Origin of the sequence: Rhodococcus sp. DMF-1 (assembly GCF_021441945.1) — a bacterium.
In the GTDB taxonomy this organism is placed as follows: Bacteria; Actinomycetota; Actinomycetes; order Mycobacteriales; family Mycobacteriaceae; genus Rhodococcus; species Rhodococcus ruber.
The window spans coordinates 2,562,013-2,579,947 of record NZ_CP090442.1 but is presented as its reverse complement, the minus strand read 5'-3'; the positions used below and the strand labels follow the sequence as shown (position 1 = coordinate 2,579,947).

Below are 17,935 nucleotides of genomic sequence, written 5' to 3'. Positions count from 1 at the left end.
CGACCCCGGCGGGAGACCCGATGCGCAGCTACTACCCGTGTGAGCAGGTGCGGGCGGCGGAGGCGCCGCTGCTCGCAGCCCTGCCCGAGGGCACGTTGATGCGTCGTGCCGCGTTCGGGCTCGCCCGGATCGCGGCGACGGAACTGCATGCGCGCACCGGTTCCGTCGCCGGTCGGCACGTGAGCCTGCTCGTCGGATCGGGCGACAACGGCGGCGACGCCCTGTGGGCGGGCGCGTTCCTGCGTCGCCGCGGGGTCGCGGTCACGGCGCTGCTCCTCGACCCGGAGCGGGCCCATCAGGCGGGGGCCGCGGCGCTGCGTGCCGCCGGGGGACGCCTCGTGCCGGCCGATCCCGGGCGGATCGGTGACCCGGATCTCGTGCTCGACGGAATCGTCGGCATCTCGGGCCGGGGCCCGCTGCGCCCGGCGGCCGCGGCGGTCGTCGAGCAGATCACCGCGCCGATCGTCGCCGTGGACACCCCCAGCGGCGTGGACCCGGATACCGGTGCCGTGGACGGACCGGCCGTCACCGCGGCCGTGACCGTCACGTTCGGTGCGTACAAGCCTGTCCACGTCCTCGCCCCGGCCCGCTGTGGGCGGGTCGAGCTCGTCGACATCGGTCTCGACCTGTCCCCGGCGCACCTGGTGGCGGCCGAGCCGGCCGAGATCGGCGCGATCTGGCCGGTGCCCGGCGCCGACGACGACAAGTACAGCCAGGGCGTCGTGGGCATCGTCGCCGGGAGCGCCCGGTTCCCGGGTGCCGGCGTGCTCTGCGCCGGCGGGGCGGTGGCCGCGACGTCCGGCATGGTCCGCTACGCCGGCAGCGCCGCGCCCGTCGTCCTGGCCCGGTTCCCCGAAGTGGTGGCCGCGCCGTCGTTCGCCGAGGCGGGCCGCGTCCAGGCGTGGGTGATCGGGCCCGGCGGCGGCACCGATCACCAGGCGGCCGACACCCTGCGCGAGGTGCTGGCGACGGATCTGCCCGTCCTCGTCGATGCCGACGGGCTGACGCTGCTGTCCCGGCAGCCCGAACTGGTCCGCGGCCGACACGCCCCGACGCTGTTGACCCCGCACGCCGGGGAGTTCGCGCGGCTCACCGGCCGCCGGCCCGAGCCGGACCGGGTGACGGCGGTGCGAGCCCTGGCCGCCGACTGGGGAGTGCACGTACTGCTCAAGGGCCGCTCGACGCTGATCGCGAACCCGGCCGGGCACGTGTTCGTCAACGAGGCCGGCGGGTCGTGGGCCGCCACCGCCGGGGCGGGCGACGTCCTGTCCGGGATGATCGGGGCACTGATGTCCGCCGGTATGGCCCCGGACCTCGCCGCCGCGGCCGGTGCGCGGGCCCATGCGTTCGCGGCGGACACGGCCGCGCGCGGGGGCGTCGACGGCGCCGGGGCGCCGACGTCGGCGAGTGCGATCCTCGACCGGGTGCCCACGGCAGTACGCCGTCTGCGGGGCATGGCCGAATCGTGACCCGACACCGTCGACCGTGCTGCGGGCCACTTCGCCCGCAGTGGCAGGATCGGGACCCATGACCACGGCCGAACCCCGACCCCGCAACCACCTCCACCACGACCTGCCGCAGGCCGAGGCGCTGATCGACCTCGACGCCGTGGCCGAGAACGTGCGGCGGCTGCAGGAGTTCGCCGGGGAGGCGGCGGTGATGGCCGTCGTCAAGGCCGACGCATACAACCACGGTGCCGTCCCGGTCGCGCGGGCCGCCGTGGCCGCCGGGGCGCGCGAGCTGGGGGTGACGACCCTGACCGAGGCACTCGAACTGCGTCGCGCCGGGATCGACGTGCCCGTGTTGTCCTGGCTGCACACCGTCGACGCCGATTTCGCACCCGCGATCACCGCCGGCGTCGAGTTGGGGGTTTCGTCGACCCGGCATCTCGCGTCGATCGTTGCCGCAGCTCGGGAAACGGGCGTGACCGCGGTGCTCACCGCGAAGATCGACACCGGACTCAACCGCAACGGCGTGGCACGCGACGAATGGCCGGAATTTCTGCAGGACCTGGGCCGGGCCCGCGCCGAGGGCGCGATCCGGCTGCGCGGCGCCTTTTCCCATCTCGCACACGCGGACGAACTCGGTCACCCCGAGATCGACTGCCAGCGGGACCGGTTGCGCGAGGCCGTCGCGGATCTGAGCCGCCACGGCATGAGACCCGAGGTGGTGCACCTGTCGAACTCGGCAGCCACTGTCACGCGTCCTGACCTGCGTTTTGACATGGTCAGACCGGGTATAGCGATGTACGGGTTGTCCCCGATCCCCGAGGTCGGGGACTTCGGGTTCCGGCCCGCAATGACGTTGCGAACGAGGGTGGCGCTGGTGAAGAAGGTGCGTGCAGGGTCCGGGGTGTCGTACGGGCATCGCTGGGTGGCGCCCGTCGACACCACCGTGGCCCTGTTGCCGATGGGCTACGCCGACGGAATCCGGCGCAATCTCAGCGGCCGCTTCGAGGTGCAGCTCGGCGGACGTCGCCGCCCTCAGCTCGGCCGCGTGTGCATGGACCAGGTCGTGGTCGATCTCGGACCGGACGGGGACGGAGTAAAAGAAGGCGATACCGCGTTCTTCTTCGGTGACGGTCGTCACGGCGAGCCTGTCGCGCAGGAGTGGGCAGACCTGCTGGACACCATCAATTACGAGGTGGTCACCGGCGTGGGCGGGCGCACCGTCCGCACCTACGTCGGTGGCGGAGGAGGCGAGCGGCGATGACGCTGTTGGGCAGTCTGGGACTGTTGGGTGCGAGCCTGGCCACGCTCGGCTCGAACGCGGGACTGTACGCGGTGCGCACCGCGGGCCTGCCCGCGCACGAGATCTACGGCGAGGAAGACTTCGATGCGATGCTCGCGCTGCCCAAGCGCACCGTCCGCACCGAGGACGGCGTCGAACTCGCCGTGCGCGAGGTCGGCTCGGCTCTGGCGCCGCTGACGATCGTGTTCGTGCACGGGTACTGCCTGCGCATGCAGTCCTGGCACCTGCAGATGCGGCACCTGCAGGAGCGCTGGGGCAAGGACGTGCGGATGGTGTTCTACGATCAGCGCGGCCACGGGGAGTCCGGCGCGCCGAGGTCGAAGTCCTGCACCATCGCCCAACTCGGCCGCGATCTGGGGACGGTCATCGACACGGTCGCCCCCACCGGCCCGGTGGTCGTGGTCGGGCACTCGATGGGCGGAATGACGACCATCGCGCTGGCTGCGCAGCGCCCGGAACTGTTCGACGAACGCATCGTCGGCGTCGGACTGCTCGCCACCACCGCGGCCGGCCTGACCAAGACCGGCATCGGCCGCAACCTCGAGAACCCGGTGATCGACGGATTCCGGCACCTGGCCCGCACCGCGCCGGGCTTCGTGCAGTACACCCGCGGTGCCGCCAAGGCGATCATCTCGCCGATCCTGCGCGCGGCGTCCTACGGGACCGTGGTCAGCCCGAAGCTCGTCGAATTCTCCGACCGGATGCTGGCGGAAACCTCGGTGCTGACCATCGTGAACTTCCTGCGCACCCTGGAACTGCACGACGAGTCCGCGGCCCTGCCGGTGCTGGGTCGGGTGCCCGCCCTCGTGCTGTGCGGGGACGCCGACATGATCATCCCGTTCTCCGGCTCCGAGGAACTCGCGGCGGCACTCCCGGACGTCGAGCTCAAGCGGGTCCGCGGCGCCGGGCACCTGGTGCAACTCGAATTCCCCGAGGTCGTCGTCGGTGCGCTCGACCGGCTGATCCAACGCGGGTTCGCCCACGACGCCGGCAGGAGGCGCGCCGCAATTGGGTGACGATCTCGCCGCCGGCACGCACACCGAGCGCAGCGCCGAGCTGCCCACGGTCGAGGACACCGAGGCACTGGGCCGGCGCCTGGCAGAACAGCTGCACGCCGGCGATCTCGTAGTGCTGGACGGACCGCTCGGCGCCGGGAAGACCGCCCTGACCCGTGGCATCGCGGCAGGCCTCGGGGTGCAGGGCCGGGTCACCTCGCCCACCTTCGTCATCGCCCGCGAGCATCGCCCCGGCGGTCGCACCGAGGGCGAACCCGTGGGCATGATCCACGTCGACGCCTACCGCCTCGGGGACGGACCGAACGCCCTCGACGAACTCGACGCTCTCGACCTCGACACCGACCTGACCGCCGCCGTGGTCGTCGTGGAATGGGGTGAGGGACTGGTCGAGGCGCTCACCGAACGGCACCTGCGGGTGCGGCTGCGCCGCGAACCGGACTCGGACGTGCGCACCGCCACCTGGTCCTGGGTGGGGTGACCGCCGCGCTCGGCGGTACTCTGGATACTCGTGCTCGTTCTCGCCGTGGATACCGCCACCCCCGCCGTCACCGCAGGTCTCGTCCGGGTGGACGACCGCGGTGAACCAGGGACCGCCGGCATCGAGACGCTGGCCGTGCGGGTCACGGACGATCCACGCGCCCATGCCGAGGTACTGACCCCGCAGATCCTCGAGTGTCTGTCGTCCACCGGGCGCACGCCGGCCGATCTCGACGCCGTCGTCGTCGGTGTCGGCCCGGGGCCGTTCACCGGGTTGCGCGTGGGCATGGCGACCGCCGCTGCCTTCGGCGACGCCCTCGACGTGCCGGTGTACGGCGTGTGCAGTCTCGACGCGATCGCGGCCGACGTCCTGGGTGCGGACGCCGACGGTACGGGGCCGGGAGCCGGCGAGAGTGCCGGTGATCTTCTCGTCGTCACCGACGCTCGTCGCCGCGAGGTGTACTGGGCGCGGTACTCCGGCGGCGTCCGCCTCGAGGGGCCGGGGGTGTGCAGGCCGGCGGATCTGAAGGCGGAGCCGTCGCAGCGGATCGCGGGATCCCGCCCGCACGTCGACCTGTTCGAGCTGCCCGCGCATTCGGTGGCCACACCCTCCCCGGCAGGGCTGGTCGCCGTGGCCGTCGCGGACCTGCTCGCCGGGGTGGAGCCCGAGCCCCTGGTGCCCCTGTACCTGCGCCGCCCGGACGCGGTGGAGACGGCGGACCGGAAGAAGAAATGACCACCCACGACCCTCGTCCCCTCGTCGACGCGCTGCAGCCGTCCGACGTCGCCCGGTGCGCTGAGCTGGAACGGATCCTGTTCCCCGGTGACGACCCGTGGAGCGCCGACGCGTTCCGTGCCGAGCTGGCGGCACCGCAGAACCACTACGTCGCCGCCCGGGACGAGGAGGGCCGGCTCATCGGCTACGCCGGTCTCGCGCGTCTCGGCACCGCGGTTCATCCGGAATCGGAGGTCCACACCATCGGGGTGGACCCACGACAGCGGCGCCGCGGCGTCGGTGGCGCGTTGCTCGCCGAGCTGTTGCGGACGGCCGACGCCTGGGGCGGTCCCGTGTTCCTCGAGGTGCGCACCGACAACGACGCAGCGATCGCGCTGTACCGCCGGGAGGGTTTCGAGATCGTCGGGACGAGGAAGCGGTACTACCAGCCGAGCGGGGCCGACGCGTACACCATGTGCCGGCCGGACCGGCGGAAGGAGTCACAGTCGTGATCGTGATGGGGATCGAGAGTTCCTGCGACGAGACGGGCGTGGGCATCGTCCGGTGGGTCGGCGACGGCACGCTCGACCTGCTCGCCGACGAGGTGGCCTCGAGCGTCGACGAACACGCCCGCTTCGGTGGCGTCGTCCCGGAGATCGCGTCCCGCGCGCACCTCGAGGCGATCGTTCCGACCATGCGACGGGCGCTGGCTGCCGCCGGTGTCACCAAGCCCGACGCCGTGTGCGTGACGATCGGGCCAGGTCTCGCCGGCGCACTGCTCGTCGGTGTCGCGGCAGCCAAGGCGTATGCGGCGGCGTGGGACGTGCCGTTCTACGCGATCAACCATCTCGGTGGGCACGTCGCCGTGGACACCATCGAACACGGACCGATGCCACCGTGCGTGGCGCTGCTGGTCTCCGGCGGGCACACCCACCTGCTGCACGTCGAGGATCTCGGCCGTCAGCCGATCGTCGAGCTGGGCACGACGGTCGACGACGCGGCCGGCGAGGCGTTCGACAAGGTCGCCCGGCTGCTCGGACTCGGTTTCCCGGGCGGTCCCGCGCTGGACCGGGCCGCACAGAACGGTGACCGCACCGCGGTGGTGTTCCCGCGGGGGATGACGGGGCCGCGCGACGCCCGGCACGACTTCTCCTTCTCCGGGCTCAAGACGGCTGTCGCGCGGTTCGTCGAGGCGCGCGAGCGCTCCGGCGAGCCGGTCCCGCTCGAGGACGTGGCGGCCGGTTTCCAGGAAGCGGTCGCCGACGTGCTGACGATGAAGGCGGTGCGGGCCGCGCAGGACGTGGGCGTGGACACGCTGGTCCTCGGCGGTGGAGCCACTGCCAATTCCCGCCTGCGTGAGCTCGCCGAGGAGCGCTGCGCGGCCGCCGGGATCGCGCTGCGGGTGCCGCGGCCGCGCCTGTGCACCGACAACGGGGTGATGATCGCCGCGCTGGGAGCGCATCTGATCGCCGGGGGCGCCCAGCCCTCCGCGCTCACCGTCGGCACCGATCCCGGCCTGCCGGTCGAGATCGCCCAGGTGCCTGCCTGACCCGACGCTGCGGTGATCGGCGGGCGCGATCAGGCGGCCGGTGACGGTTCGATGAGAGGCGGTGACGTGCTCGTCGCCTCCTCCGCCGGGGCCGCGGTCGAGGAGGTCTCGGTCGTCGTCTCGGGTGGTGCGAACTCGGACGGCGGCGCGGACGTCGTCGAGCTCGGTGTCGTGCTCTCGGACGGCGTCGTGCCGGGCAGCGTCGGCAGCGGGACGGTCGGCAGCGGAACGCTCGGGAGGGTTCCCGGCAACTGCCACGGCCGGTCGGTGCCGGGGACGTCCGCAGGCGACTCGGGCCGCTCGCTCGTCGTCGATTCCGGTGTGCTGGGCGGCGTGGTCGTCGCCGGCGTGGTCGTCGACGACTCGGGCACGGTGGGAGTGGGATAGGGCACCGGCGTGTCCGTGCGTGCGTAGCCGTTGTCGGCAGCTGTCGTGGTGACGGCGGCGTGGGGATCCTCGGAGGGGATCTGCGTGTGTCCGGTGTCGGGGACGGCCGCCGCCGGCTGGGTCGTGGCCTGGCCGCTGGTCCCGGCGGGGGACACGGCGGTGTCGTCGGACGCGATCTGGTCGGTCGCATAGCCCGCGACGAGCGCACCGATCACGAGCGCCCCGGCGAGGGCACCGGAGACCTTGCCGCCGGGGGTGCCCGCCGTCGGGGTCGAGGCACCTACCGACGGATAGGAGGACAGTCGTGACGACGCGGCGAGCAGCGCGGCGCCGTGGGCCGCGGCGGTGGCCGGTTCCGGCACCACCGCGACGGGGCCGGCGAAGGCCGAGGTCACGGCGTCGGCCAGAGCCGGCATCGCCGCTGCGCCGCCCACGAGCGCCAGCATCTGCGGCCGCGGTTCGGTGTGGCAGACCCGCCGGGTGAACGTCGCCGCGGTGTCGCTGAGATCGGCCACCATCTCGTCGAGTTCCGTGCGGGTCAGGGGCACCGCCGGTCCGGCGTCACCGAGTTCGATCCGGGTCGTGGACGCCTCTCCGAGGGCCTCGAGTGCACCCTGACAGCGCACCGTCAGCAGGGCGGGGTCGATCGGGATGCGGCCACGGGTACGGCCGATCCGGCGGCGCACGTGGTCGTAGACGCGGGCACGGACGGCTCCGCCCCCCACGTCCCCGGTCCGGGCCGAGCGCAGCATCGACCCGGACCGTCGGTCGACGACGGAGACGGTGAATCCCGACGCCCCCAGGTCGGCGACGGCGAGGGTGTCGGCGGTGTCGACGAGCCCGGTGCTGTTCAGGTAGGCGAGCACGGCCGTCGTCTCCGGAACCAGATGGACGATGTGGCCGTCGCGCACCGACGCGGAGCGGATCGCCTCCGCGTGCTCGGAGGTTCGATAGGCCACCGCCACCGCGTCGGGGACGGCGTGTCCGTCGATCTGGGTGCTCATGAGGGAGAGGGCATCGATGACGAGGTCGCCCAGGTCGCCGGCGGTCTCGGGATCGGCGGCGAGAAATCGGTACTCGGTGGTGTGCTCTCCCGGCCCCTCGACGACGAGGGCCGAGCCCACTCCGGAAGCGCCGGTGGAAATTCCCAGCGACGTGCGCATAGTTCCCCTCCCGTGCGTGACCGGCGGACAGGGACGCGGTCGAGCCGCAAAGTCACCGAATGGTCACGCGTTCGGTCTCCGTTATCCGAACGTAACAGACGGGGGTGTGCGGGCGCGCGCCGAAAACCGCCGATCTCGGCCCGCCCGGCGGCGCGGCGGCGCGGCGTCCCTGTTCCGCCACACGCGCCCGACGTCGGTGCCGGGCGCGGGTGGTTCGTCCGTTCGGCCGCTGTCGTCCCAGCTCGGAGCCGTACTCTCGGAGGGCGGCGCGAGTGGAGCGTCGTGGGCACGGGTGCCGAACGGACGTCATCTCGGCAGGGGAGCACCCGCGGCTCGGTTCCGGGTACGAATGGTCACAGTTCGGTCTCCTCGGTTGCGGACGCGACGGGCACGTGCGGGGTCGGCGGCCCGCGGTGGGTCCGGAGCCCGACGAACGGGGTGCACTCGTGCGGAGGTCGCCCGGGTGGGGGCCCGCTCGTCGCGGTCGTGGTGCGTCCGAGGCGACACGAGCGCATTCAGCACCCTCTGCCCTTGAGCGCTGGCACTCGCGTGTATAGAGTGCTAGTCGACGCCGAGCGTGTTCCGGCACCCGCGACGACGGGACTACGCGCGGAGTCACCGTGGTGACTGAACAAACCCTGTCCGAGGACGACAAGAGGCCTCGGACCATCGAACCCCTGAAAGTGGAGGGCTCATCGTGGCGAGCGTGAACATCAAGCCGCTCGAGGACAAGATCCTCGTCCAGGCCAACGAGGCCGAGACGACGACTGCCTCCGGCCTGGTCATCCCGGACACGGCGAAGGAGAAGCCCCAGGAGGGCACCGTCGTCGCCGTCGGCCCCGGCCGCTGGGACGACGAGGGTGAGAAGCGCATCCCCCTCGATGTCAAGGAAGGCGACGTCGTCATCTACAGCAAGTACGGCGGAACCGAGATCAAGTACGCCGGCCAGGAGTACCTGATCCTGTCGGCTCGCGACGTGCTGGCCGTCGTCGCCAAGTAAGCCGCACGCATTCCGCCCCGGAGTTCCGCCTCGGACCCGGGGCGGAGTCCGTTCCGGATCCTTCGTTCCAGGAGTAGTCGGAGAACATGTCCAAGCAAATCGAGTTCAACGAGACCGCGCGGCGGGCACTCGAGCGTGGCGTCGATCAGCTCGCCGACGCCGTCAAGGTCACCCTCGGCCCGCGTGGGCGGCACGTGGTGCTCGCCAAGGCGTTCGGCGGCCCGACCGTCACCAACGACGGTGTCAGCATCGCCCGGGAGATCGAGCTGGAGGACCCGTTCGAGAACCTCGGCGCCCAGCTGGTCAAGAGCGTGGCCACCAAGACCAACGACGTCGCCGGTGACGGCACCACCACCGCCACCGTGCTCGCCCAGGCCATCATCAAGGCCGGCCTGAAGAACGTCGCGGCCGGCGCCAACCCCATCGCACTCGGCAACGGCATCGGCCGGGCCGCCGAGAAGGTGTCGGAGGCGCTCCTTGCCGCCGCCACCCCGGTCGAGGGCAAGGAGGCCATCGCCCAGGTCGCCACCGTCTCCTCGCGCGACGAGGAGATCGGCAACATGGTCGGCGAGGCCCTGAGCACCGTCGGCAAGGACGGTGTCGTCACCGTCGAGGAATCCTCGACGCTCCAGACCGAGCTCGTCGTCACCGAGGGCGTCCAGTTCGACAAGGGCTTCCTGTCGCCCTACTTCATCACCGACATCGACGCACAGCAGGCGGTGCTCGAGGATGCCGTCATCCTCCTCTACCGCGACAAGATCGGCTCCCTGCCCGATTTCCTGCCGCTGCTCGAGAAGATCGCCGAGAACGGCAAGCCCGTCCTGATCATCGCGGAGGACGTCGAGGGGGAGGTGCTCTCCACCCTCGTGGTCAACTCCATCCGCAAGACCCTCAAGGCCGTCGCGGTCAAGGCGCCGTTCTTCGGTGACCGCCGCAAGGCGTTCCTCGACGACCTCGCCGTCGTCACCGCCGGCACCGTCATCAACTCCGACGTCGGGTTGACCCTGAAGGATGCCGGTCTCGACCTGCTCGGTTCGGCCCGCCGGGTGGTGGTCACCAAGGACAGCACTACGATCGTGGACGGTGCCGGTACGCAACAGGACATCGAGAACCGCGTCGCGCAGCTGCGTCGCGAGATCGAGGCCACCGATTCCGACTGGGACCGGGAGAAGCTCGAGGAGCGGCTCGCGAAGCTCTCCGGCGGCGTCGCGGTGATCAAGGTGGGTGCAGCCACCGAGACCGACCTCAAGGAGCGCAAGTTCCGTGTCGAGGACGCTGTCAACGCCGCCAAGGCCGCGGTCGAAGAGGGCATCGTGCCCGGTGGTGGTTCGGCGCTCGTGCAGGCCGCCCGGGAGCTGGACGCGCTCGAGAACTCGCTCTCGGGTGACGAGGCCACGGGTGTCGCCGTGCTGCGCGCCGCGCTCGCGGCCCCGCTGTACTGGATCGCCGCTAACGCCGGCCTCGACGGGTCGGTCGTGGTGAACAAGGTGTCCGAGGCCCCCGCCGGGTCCGGGTTCAACGCAGCCACCCTCACCTACGGTGACCTGCTCGCCGACGGTGTCGTGGATCCGGTCAAGGTGACCCGGTCCGCGGTCGTCAACGCGTCCTCGGTGGCGCGGATGGTGCTGACCACGGAGAGCGCCGTCGTCGACAAGCCGGAGGAGGCGCCCGAGGCCGGTCACGGCCACGGTCACGCTCACTAGCGAGCCGGGTGCCCGGCCGCGGAGTCGGCCGGGTACCCGGGAACTGCGAAGCCCCGCACGGAACAATCCGTGCGGGGCTTCGTCGTCTCGTGGTGTCGTCCGGCGGGCCGGTCAGACCGCGATCCGCCGTCGTCGGTGCCGCGCGTACATCTCCCGTTCGGTCTCGGACATGCCGCCCCAGATGCCGTACGGCTCGGACACCGCCAGAGCGTGCTCCCGGCACTGCACGAGCACCGGGCACTGCCGGCACATCTCCTTGGCCCGGCTCTCGCGCTGCGCCCTGGCCCGGCCGCGCTCACCGTCCGGGTGGAAGAACATCGAGGAGTCCACCCCACGACACAGTCCGTGCATCTGCCAATCCCAGACGTCCGCGTTCGGTCCGGGCAAGTGGTGTGGTGCAGGCATGGGTACTCCTTTGCAGCGTGCTCGCCCGAGGCGAGCGGACCGTGGGCGGAAGGTCTTTCCCCCCAAAGCAGTTGTTCAGGCTTCGTAACCGTAAAGGTGGCGAGGAAATGGAGTCAACACTTTCGCGGAGTGGCAATTTCCATATCCCGATCTGCGAGAATTAACCGCCGAAATATTTACATCGTGGCTGATCCGTGATTGTGTCCTGAGGGTGTGCGCCTCCACGGTGCGTGCCGTCCTCCGGTTCCCGGAATGGCCCCGATCAGGGACTATAGGCCCTGCGCTGGGTGCCGGAAGGCATCCGTCCGGTTCGCCGGGGCCGAAAATTGCCACGGCGTGCGCATCTTTCGTACCGACACCGTGTCTGTAATTAACAAAACGTAAACCGGATGTTCAACCGGCCGAAGCACGGAAGTAATTGATGCGCCGTCGGTGCATATTTCTCGGAATGCACTCCACCTCCCCGCCGGACGGAGGCGAAGGGGTGCGATCATGGCCTCGTGCCCGTCACCGCCCTGCCGTCCGACACGTCCACGCTCGCCTCGGCGGCATTCGGTGCCCGGCCGGACCTGTTCCCTCTCCCGCCCGGCGGGGATCGCGTCGCGTCGTGGCACCGGGCCGTCGCCCTGGGCGGTCAGGGTCGCTACGCCGCCGCCCGCGCGGAGCTGACCCGGCTCCGCCGCGCCACGGGTCCGGACGGAGCGCTCGCGTCCCTGGCGGCGAGCACCGAGGCGTCGCTGCTGCGTCAGCTCGGCCGGCACCGCGAGGCCGCCGTCCTCGACGGACGGGCGGCCGCGGCGCTCGCCGACGCCCCGCGGTATTCCTCGTGGACCGTCGAGGCTCGGTGCGACGCCCTCACGGGGCTGGCGGCGGACGCGCTCGGGTGCGGCCGGATCCGGCCGGCCGTCCGGCTGCTGGACCGTTGCGCTGCCGCTCTCGACGCCGCCGAAGGCGTGCACGGCGCGGTGTTCCGGCGCCAGCGTGTGCGCCTGCACTGGGTCTGCGCGGAGACTGCCCTGGCCTCCGGGGACTTCGCCACCGCCCGTCGGCGTTCGGCTGCGGCCGCGGCCGAGGCCGAACGCAGCGGCTCGGTCCGGCACCTGGTCAAATCCGATCTGCTGCGGGCCGCCTCGTGGACCGGGGAGTCCGATCTCACGCCCGCCCGGGACCTGTGCCTCGACGTACTCGACCGTAGTACCGCGCTCGGTCTGGTCCCGCTGCGCTGGGCGGCCGCGATGCTGTGGGACGGGCTCGGGGGCGGGGAGGCGGCTCGGCGCGTGCGCGACGAGTCGGCGGCACTCGTCGTCCGGCGCGGTGGGAGATTCGCAACGATCCGGGTCTAGAAGCCATCCGTGCGTCCGTTCCGTCCGGTCGTGTCGCTAGTCTGGGGATGTTCCACTGCAAGTGGAAGCACACCCGGCCGGGGGGTCGTGTCACTTTGTAACGCCAGGACTTGCGCAATCGATGACTGTCATGGGTGAGGAGTTGGACTCCGCTGTCGCTGCGGCTGCGCAGGGAGATCGGACGGCCCTCGCTCAGGTTCTGAGAACCATCCGGCCCTTGGTCGTCCGGTACTGCCGGGCACGGGTCGGAGCCGCGGAGCGTGGCCAGCTCTCCGCGGACGACGTAGCGCAGGAGGTGTGCCTGGCCGTGATGACGGCGTTGCCGCGGTATCAGGACCAGGGACGCCCCTTCATGGCATTCGTGTACGGGATCGCGGCACACAAGGTCGCCGACGCGCACCGCAGCGCCGCCCGCAACCGGGCGGATCCGGTCGCGGAGGTACCCGAGTCGATGTCGCTGGACGACAGTCCGGAGGAGCAGGCGCTCAATGCGGAGACGAGCCGGCAGATGAAGCAGCTGCTGGGCACGCTTCCGGAGAAGCAGCGGGAGATCTTGGTCCTGCGGCTCGTGGTGGGCCTGTCCGCGGAAGAAACGGCAGCAGCGGTGGGAAGTACGGCAGGGGCCATTCGAGTGGCGCAGCACCGTGCCATCGCCCGACTGAAGAAGGAAGTGACGAGAGCAGGTGAGAGAAATGGGTAGGAAGCACGGCGCGGATGACGATTTCTTCGCCGATCTCGCCGACGACGGCACCCCCGTGGACATTGCGGCCGTGCGCCGTGACGACGCCCTCATCGACGCGATCTCCGGGGACGGACCGGTGCCCACCGAGACGACCGAGGAATACGAGCTCGCCACCCTTCTTGCGGGCTGGCGTGCCGAGATCCTGGCCGATCCGCTTCCTTCCGAGCCGGATCTCGACGAGATCGTCGCCGCGGTCAACCGGGAGATCGGTGCCCGCGACGCACTCGCCGAGCGCCGCTCCCGCGCCCGCACCCAGCTCCGCCTGATCCGGCCCATCGCCGGCGCCGCCGCCCTGATCGCCATCGCCGTCGGTGGTGCGACCGCCGTGTCCTACCAGGCCGAACCCGGCGACCCGCTGTGGAGTGTCAAGCAGGTCGTCTTCAGTGAGCAGGCCGAGTCGACGGTCGCCCGGATCGACACCGCCTCCACGCTGCAGGAGGCCGAGCAGCGGCTCGCCGTCGGCGACACGGAAGGCGCGCAGGAACTGATCCAGTCGGCGCAGCAGCGGTCCGGATCGGTCACCGACGCCGGCCAGCGGGACCAGCTGGGTGACTGGGTGCAGCGGCTCACCACCGAGTTGAGCAAGCTCCTTCCGCCCCCGCCTCCGCCCGTGCTGCCCGCGCCCCCGGTCCAGTCGACGCAGGTGATTCCCGCGCCGGTGCCGACCACTCCGACGACCCCGTCGACCGTGGACCCCACCATCGCCGGTACGACACCCGGTACGGGAACGGTCCCCCCGGCGACGTCCACTGAGGCACCCGGCGTCGATCTGGTGCCGCCGTCGTCGCAGCCGGCACCCAGTCCGGAACCGTCCCCCGTCACTCCGCCCCCGTCCACCGGACCGACGAGCCCACCGGTGACGCCGGAGCCCACCACCGCGCCGACCGCTGCGCCGACCACGACCCCGTCGGCGTCGGCACCGGCGCCGTCCACCTCGCTGGAGCAGCAGTCGATCAGCCAGACGATCACCGCGGTGCCCGCACCTTCGGAGTACACGGTGCCCGCACCTTCGGAGTAGACGTGACGAGAAGGGCCCGCCGGACGTGTGTCCCGGCGGGCCCTTCCCGTGGTGCGGAGGCTTCTTCTGGTGCGGAGGCTTCTTCTAGGAGTCGAGGCCGTACGGGTCGACCGGTAGCGCCTCGTTCATCGACGCATCCGCGTAGCCGCGGCAGTAGTCCCATGTCACATAGGCATCGGGGGAGGGATCGTAGGCCGGCTCGTGCGGCCGGACCGTACCGTCGACAAGCAACTGCAGCAGGTTCGCCCGCAGCATGTCCCAGTCGTGGTAGTGATCCTGATGGCAGTCCTCGCAGCACACCACCAGGCCGCGGACGCCGCGCGGCGACAGCAGCGCTTCGTACACCGCGAGGTCGGCAAGATCCTCCTCGACGGCCAGCCGCTCGGCAGGGTCGAGCGGCTGACCCGGCTCGATGGCGTCCAGTGCGGCGGACGGATCGTCGGGATCTCCAGCGAATGGGTCCGGTGGCAGACCGGGAGGCAACTGATCACGCACGACTCCACGGTACGCAGTCCGACGGGGTCCGCGCCAGCCGTCACACCGTGGACTTCCCGCGGAGCTTCGTGTACGCGTGCGGATGCGCGTGTGTGCCGGTCCCGGTGAACCGATACGATAGTTCACGAGCAGGGCACCGTTGTTCGGAGCGTCCGGGAACGGTGCGCACCGCTCGCACCATTGTCTTTCACGACATTGTGTTCCGTAATCACCGAAGCCGGGCAGGGGCCACCCGCCCGCACCGTATCGACGCGTCATGGAGGGTCCGAACCGCATGAGGAGTACCGGAGGGCACGTGCATACCGGCGGTGACGACCCCGACAAGGTCGCCATGCTGGGTCTGACCTTCGACGACGTGCTGCTGCTTCCGGCCGCGTCGGACGTCATCCCGAGCCAGGTGGACACGTCGAGCCAGTTGACCCGGGACATCCGCCTCCGGGTTCCGCTGGTCAGTTCCGCGATGGACACCGTCACCGAGTCGCGCATGGCCATCGCGATGGCCCGCGCCGGGGGTATGGGCGTCCTGCACCGCAATCTGTCCGCCGAGGCGCAGGCCGCGCAGGTCGAGACCGTGAAGCGGTCCGAGGCGGGCATGGTCACCGACCCGGTCACCTGCAAGCCGACCGCCACCCTCGCCGAGGTCGACGCCATGTGTGCGCGCTTCCGCATCTCGGGGCTGCCCGTCACCGACGACGAGGGTCAGCTCGTCGGCATCATCACCAACCGGGACATGCGGTTCGAGGTCGACCAGAACCGCCCGGTTGCGGAGGTCATGACCAAGGCGCCGCTGGTGACTGCGCAGGAGGGTGTCACCGCCGAGGCCGCCCTCGGGTTGCTGCGCCGTCACAAGATCGAGAAGCTGCCGATCGTCGACGGGCAGGGCCGCCTGACCGGACTTATCACCGTCAAGGACTTCGTCAAGACCGAGCAGCACCCCGACGCGACCAAGGACCGCGACGGCCGCCTGCTCGTGGGTGCCGCGGTCGGCGTGGGCGACGACGCGTGGACCCGGGCCATGACCCTGGCCGACGCCGGGGTGGACGTGCTCGTCGTCGACAGCGCCCACGGTCACTCCGCGGGTGTTCTCGGGATGATCGCTAAGCTCAAGGCCGAGGTCGGCGATCGGGTCCAGATCATCGGAGGCAACGTCGCGACCCGGGCGGGTGCCGCAGCGCTCATAGAGGCCGGCGTGGACGCCGTGAAGGTCGGCGTGGGTCCCGGCTCCATCTGCACCACCCGCGTCATCGCGGGTGTCGGCGCGCCGCAGATCACTGCCATCCTCGAAGCCGTCGCCGTCGCCAAGCCCGCGGGCGTCCCGGTCATCGCCGACGGCGGCCTGCAGTTCTCCGGCGACGTCGCCAAGGCGCTCGCCGCCGGCGCCTCCACGGCCATGCTCGGCTCCCTGCTGGCCGGCACGGCCGAATCGCCGGGTGAGTTGATCCTCGTCAACGGCAAGCAGTTCAAGAGCTACCGCGGCATGGGTTCGCTCGGCGCGATGCAGAGCCGGGGCGCGGGCAAGTCGTACTCGAAGGACCGTTACTTCCAGGACGACGTGCTCTCCGAGGACAAGCTGGTGCCCGAGGGCATCGAAGGTCGTGTGCCGTTCCGTGGTCCGCTGCAGCAGGTCACGCACCAGCTGATCGGCGGCCTGCGGGCAGCGATGGGCTACGCCGGTGCCGCCACCATCGAACAACTGCAGGAGGCGCAGTTCGTGCAGATCACGGCGGCGGGTCTGAAGGAGAGCCATCCCCACGACATCACGATCACGGCCGAAGCACCGAACTACGTGGTTCGGTAGAGCAGTGGTTCGGTAGAGCAAGAGTCCGCGATCGGCCCCCGCCGGAGTGTCCGGTGGGGGCATCTACCTGAGAAGAAAGGGACGCGCGTGCGCGACCTGGTTGAAATCGGCATGGGGCGAACCGCCCGACGCACCTACGAGCTGGACGACATCAACATCGTGCCGTCCCGCCGGACGCGCTCCTCGAAGGAGGTGTCGACGGCCTGGCAGCTCGACGCGTACCGATTCGACATCCCGCTGCTCGCCCATCCCACCGATGCGCTGGTCTCGCCGTCCTTCGCGGTGCAGCTGGGCAAGGCCGGCGGCCTCGGCGTCATCAACGGTGAGGGACTGTGGGGCCGGCACGCCGATGTCGATGCCGAGATCGAACGCCTCGTCGGCATCGCCGAGTCCGATCCGGACCCGGCAGCGGCGATCGCCCACCTGCAGAAGCTCCACGCCGCCCCGCTGCAGCCCGACCTGCTCGCTGCCGCGATCGCGCGGGTGCGCGATGCCGGCGTGACCACGGCCGTGCGGGTCAGCCCGCAGAATGCGCGGGCGCTGACTCCGCACCTGGTGAAGGCGGGCCTCGACCTGCTGGTCATCCACGGGACCATCATCTCCGCGGAGCATGTGGCGCACGGTGAGAGCGAGCCGCTGAACCTCAAGACGTTCATCTCCGAGCTGGACGTGCCGGTCGTCGCGGGTGGTGTGAGCGATCACCGCACCGCGCTGCACCTGATGCGTACCGGCGCGGCGGGCGTCGTCGTCGGCTACGGCTCGACGGCGGGCGCCACCACCACCAGTGAGGTACTGGGCATCGGCGTGCCCATGGCGACGGCGATCGCCGACGCTGCCGCCGCCCGTCGCGACTACCTGGACGAAACCGGTGGCCGGTACGTCCACGTCATCGCCGACGGCGACATCGAGACCTCGGGCGACCTGGCCAAGGCCATCGCCTGCGGTGCCGACGCCGCCGTGCTCGGTGCCCCCCTCGCGGTATCGGCCGAGGCTCCGGGCCGGGGCTGGTACTGGCCGTCGGCGAGTGCGCATCCGTCCGTGCCGCGCGGCGCGCTGCTGCAGGTCGCCTACGACGAGCGCCCGAGCCTGGACCGCGTGCTCACCGGTCCGTCCGACGACCCGTTCGGCTCGCTGAACCTGGTCGGCGGTCTGCGCCGTGCGATGGCGAAGTCGGGTTACTCGGACCTCAAGGAGTTCCAGAAGGTCGGCCTGACCGTCCGCGCCTGACCCGCCGCTACTCCCTTACCCGCTGTGGCCGAATGTCACATCGCGTCGATTCGATCGAAGCGGTGTGACATTCGGCCACAGCCGTTTCCGGCCCTCACCTGCGGTTTATGAAACTCATGGTTACAGTTAGGGCACCCTTGTGGCAA

General features: G+C 71.0%; 17 protein-coding genes. 14 read left to right on the top strand and 3 right to left on the bottom strand.

What is annotated here, in order from left to right:
• Positions 1 to 20: 20 nt before the first annotated feature.
• From LZP97_RS11940 to tsaD, 7 genes are read left to right on the top strand one after another with little or no spacing between them, the layout of a single operon-like run.
• On the top strand, positions 21 to 1,469 hold the full coding sequence (locus tag LZP97_RS11940) for a bifunctional ADP-dependent NAD(P)H-hydrate dehydratase/NAD(P)H-hydrate epimerase (RefSeq protein WP_040272370.1): 1,449 nt from the start codon (positions 21 to 23) through the stop codon (positions 1,467 to 1,469).
• 58 nt (positions 1,470 to 1,527) lie between these two features.
• Positions 1,528 to 2,712, top strand: coding sequence for an alanine racemase (gene alr / locus LZP97_RS11935; protein WP_010595575.1), 1,185 nt, complete (start codon positions 1,528 to 1,530; stop codon positions 2,710 to 2,712).
• Positions 2,709 to 3,767, top strand: a complete 1,059-nt coding sequence (locus LZP97_RS11930) for an alpha/beta fold hydrolase (RefSeq protein WP_234575028.1) — start codon at positions 2,709 to 2,711, stop codon at positions 3,765 to 3,767. The genes alr and LZP97_RS11930 overlap by 4 nt, the downstream gene beginning before the upstream one ends.
• Entirely contained in the window at positions 3,760 to 4,245 is a 486-nt protein-coding gene (gene tsaE / locus LZP97_RS11925) for a tRNA (adenosine(37)-N6)-threonylcarbamoyltransferase complex ATPase subunit type 1 TsaE (protein ID WP_010595573.1), read from the top strand. The genes LZP97_RS11930 and tsaE overlap by 8 nt, the downstream gene beginning before the upstream one ends.
• Before the next feature lie 30 nt (positions 4,246 to 4,275).
• Positions 4,276 to 4,980, top strand: coding sequence for a tRNA (adenosine(37)-N6)-threonylcarbamoyltransferase complex dimerization subunit type 1 TsaB (tsaB, locus tag LZP97_RS11920; protein WP_017679650.1), 705 nt, complete (start codon positions 4,276 to 4,278; stop codon positions 4,978 to 4,980).
• A complete protein-coding gene (gene rimI / locus LZP97_RS11915) occupies positions 4,977 to 5,471 on the top strand; it encodes a ribosomal protein S18-alanine N-acetyltransferase (RefSeq protein ID WP_010595571.1) in 495 nt (164 codons plus the stop codon). Before tsaB ends, rimI begins: the two co-directional genes overlap by 4 nt.
• Entirely contained in the window at positions 5,468 to 6,508 is a 1,041-nt protein-coding gene (gene tsaD / locus LZP97_RS11910) for a tRNA (adenosine(37)-N6)-threonylcarbamoyltransferase complex transferase subunit TsaD (protein WP_010595570.1), read from the top strand. The genes rimI and tsaD overlap by 4 nt, the downstream gene beginning before the upstream one ends.
• Before the next feature lie 29 nt (positions 6,509 to 6,537).
• Here tsaD and LZP97_RS11905 read toward each other — a convergent pair whose 3' ends face one another.
• A complete protein-coding gene (locus LZP97_RS11905; RefSeq protein WP_225223063.1) occupies positions 6,538 to 8,058 on the bottom strand; it encodes an Hsp70 family protein in 1,521 nt (506 codons plus the stop codon).
• Positions 8,059 to 8,755: 697 nt separating this feature from the next.
• Here LZP97_RS11905 and groES point away from each other — a divergent pair.
• Both groES and groL read left to right on the top strand, forming a co-directional pair.
• Entirely contained in the window at positions 8,756 to 9,058 is a 303-nt protein-coding gene (gene groES, locus LZP97_RS11900; protein ID WP_003938034.1) for a co-chaperone GroES, read from the top strand.
• An 86-nt stretch (positions 9,059 to 9,144) separates the two neighbouring features.
• Positions 9,145 to 10,761, top strand: a complete 1,617-nt coding sequence (gene groL, locus LZP97_RS11895) for a chaperonin GroEL (RefSeq protein ID WP_048773469.1) — start codon at positions 9,145 to 9,147, stop codon at positions 10,759 to 10,761.
• Between the two features lie 111 nt (positions 10,762 to 10,872).
• On the opposite strand, the gene LZP97_RS11890 is transcribed toward groL, so the two are convergent.
• Positions 10,873 to 11,166 (bottom strand): WhiB family transcriptional regulator, encoded by a 294-nt coding sequence (locus LZP97_RS11890; protein WP_010595567.1) that lies wholly within the window; start codon positions 11,164 to 11,166, stop codon positions 10,873 to 10,875.
• Between the two features lie 500 nt (positions 11,167 to 11,666).
• On the opposite strand from LZP97_RS11890, the gene LZP97_RS11885 reads away from it, so the two are divergent.
• The 3 genes from LZP97_RS11885 (at position 11,667) to LZP97_RS11875 (ending at position 14,269) form a co-directional block, all read left to right on the top strand.
• Positions 11,667 to 12,509 (top strand): hypothetical protein, encoded by an 843-nt coding sequence (locus tag LZP97_RS11885; protein ID WP_010595566.1) that lies wholly within the window; start codon positions 11,667 to 11,669, stop codon positions 12,507 to 12,509.
• A 121-nt stretch (positions 12,510 to 12,630) separates the two neighbouring features.
• Positions 12,631 to 13,209, top strand: coding sequence for a sigma-70 family RNA polymerase sigma factor (locus tag LZP97_RS11880; protein ID WP_010595565.1), 579 nt, complete (start codon positions 12,631 to 12,633; stop codon positions 13,207 to 13,209).
• The gene (locus LZP97_RS11875; RefSeq protein ID WP_010595564.1) at positions 13,202 to 14,269 is read left to right on the top strand and encodes an anti-sigma-D factor RsdA; all 1,068 of its coding nucleotides are present in this window, start codon (positions 13,202 to 13,204) and stop codon (positions 14,267 to 14,269) included. Before LZP97_RS11880 ends, LZP97_RS11875 begins: the two co-directional genes overlap by 8 nt.
• Positions 14,270 to 14,353: 84 nt before the next feature.
• Here LZP97_RS11875 and LZP97_RS11870 read toward each other — a convergent pair whose 3' ends face one another.
• Positions 14,354 to 14,764: a DUF5319 domain-containing protein gene (locus LZP97_RS11870; RefSeq protein ID WP_003938028.1), complete on the bottom strand. Its 411-nt coding sequence runs from the start codon at positions 14,762 to 14,764 to the stop codon at positions 14,354 to 14,356.
• Positions 14,765 to 15,038: 274 nt separating this feature from the next.
• Between LZP97_RS11870 and guaB the strand changes: the two genes are divergently transcribed.
• Positions 15,039 to 16,562, top strand: a complete 1,524-nt coding sequence (guaB, locus tag LZP97_RS11865; protein WP_048773501.1) for an IMP dehydrogenase — start codon at positions 15,039 to 15,041, stop codon at positions 16,560 to 16,562.
• 87 nt (positions 16,563 to 16,649) lie between these two features.
• Complete coding sequence (locus LZP97_RS11860) at positions 16,650 to 17,789, top strand: GuaB3 family IMP dehydrogenase-related protein (protein ID WP_048773467.1); 1,140 nt, start codon at positions 16,650 to 16,652, stop codon at positions 17,787 to 17,789.
• The last annotated feature ends 146 nt before the right edge of the window (positions 17,790 to 17,935 follow it).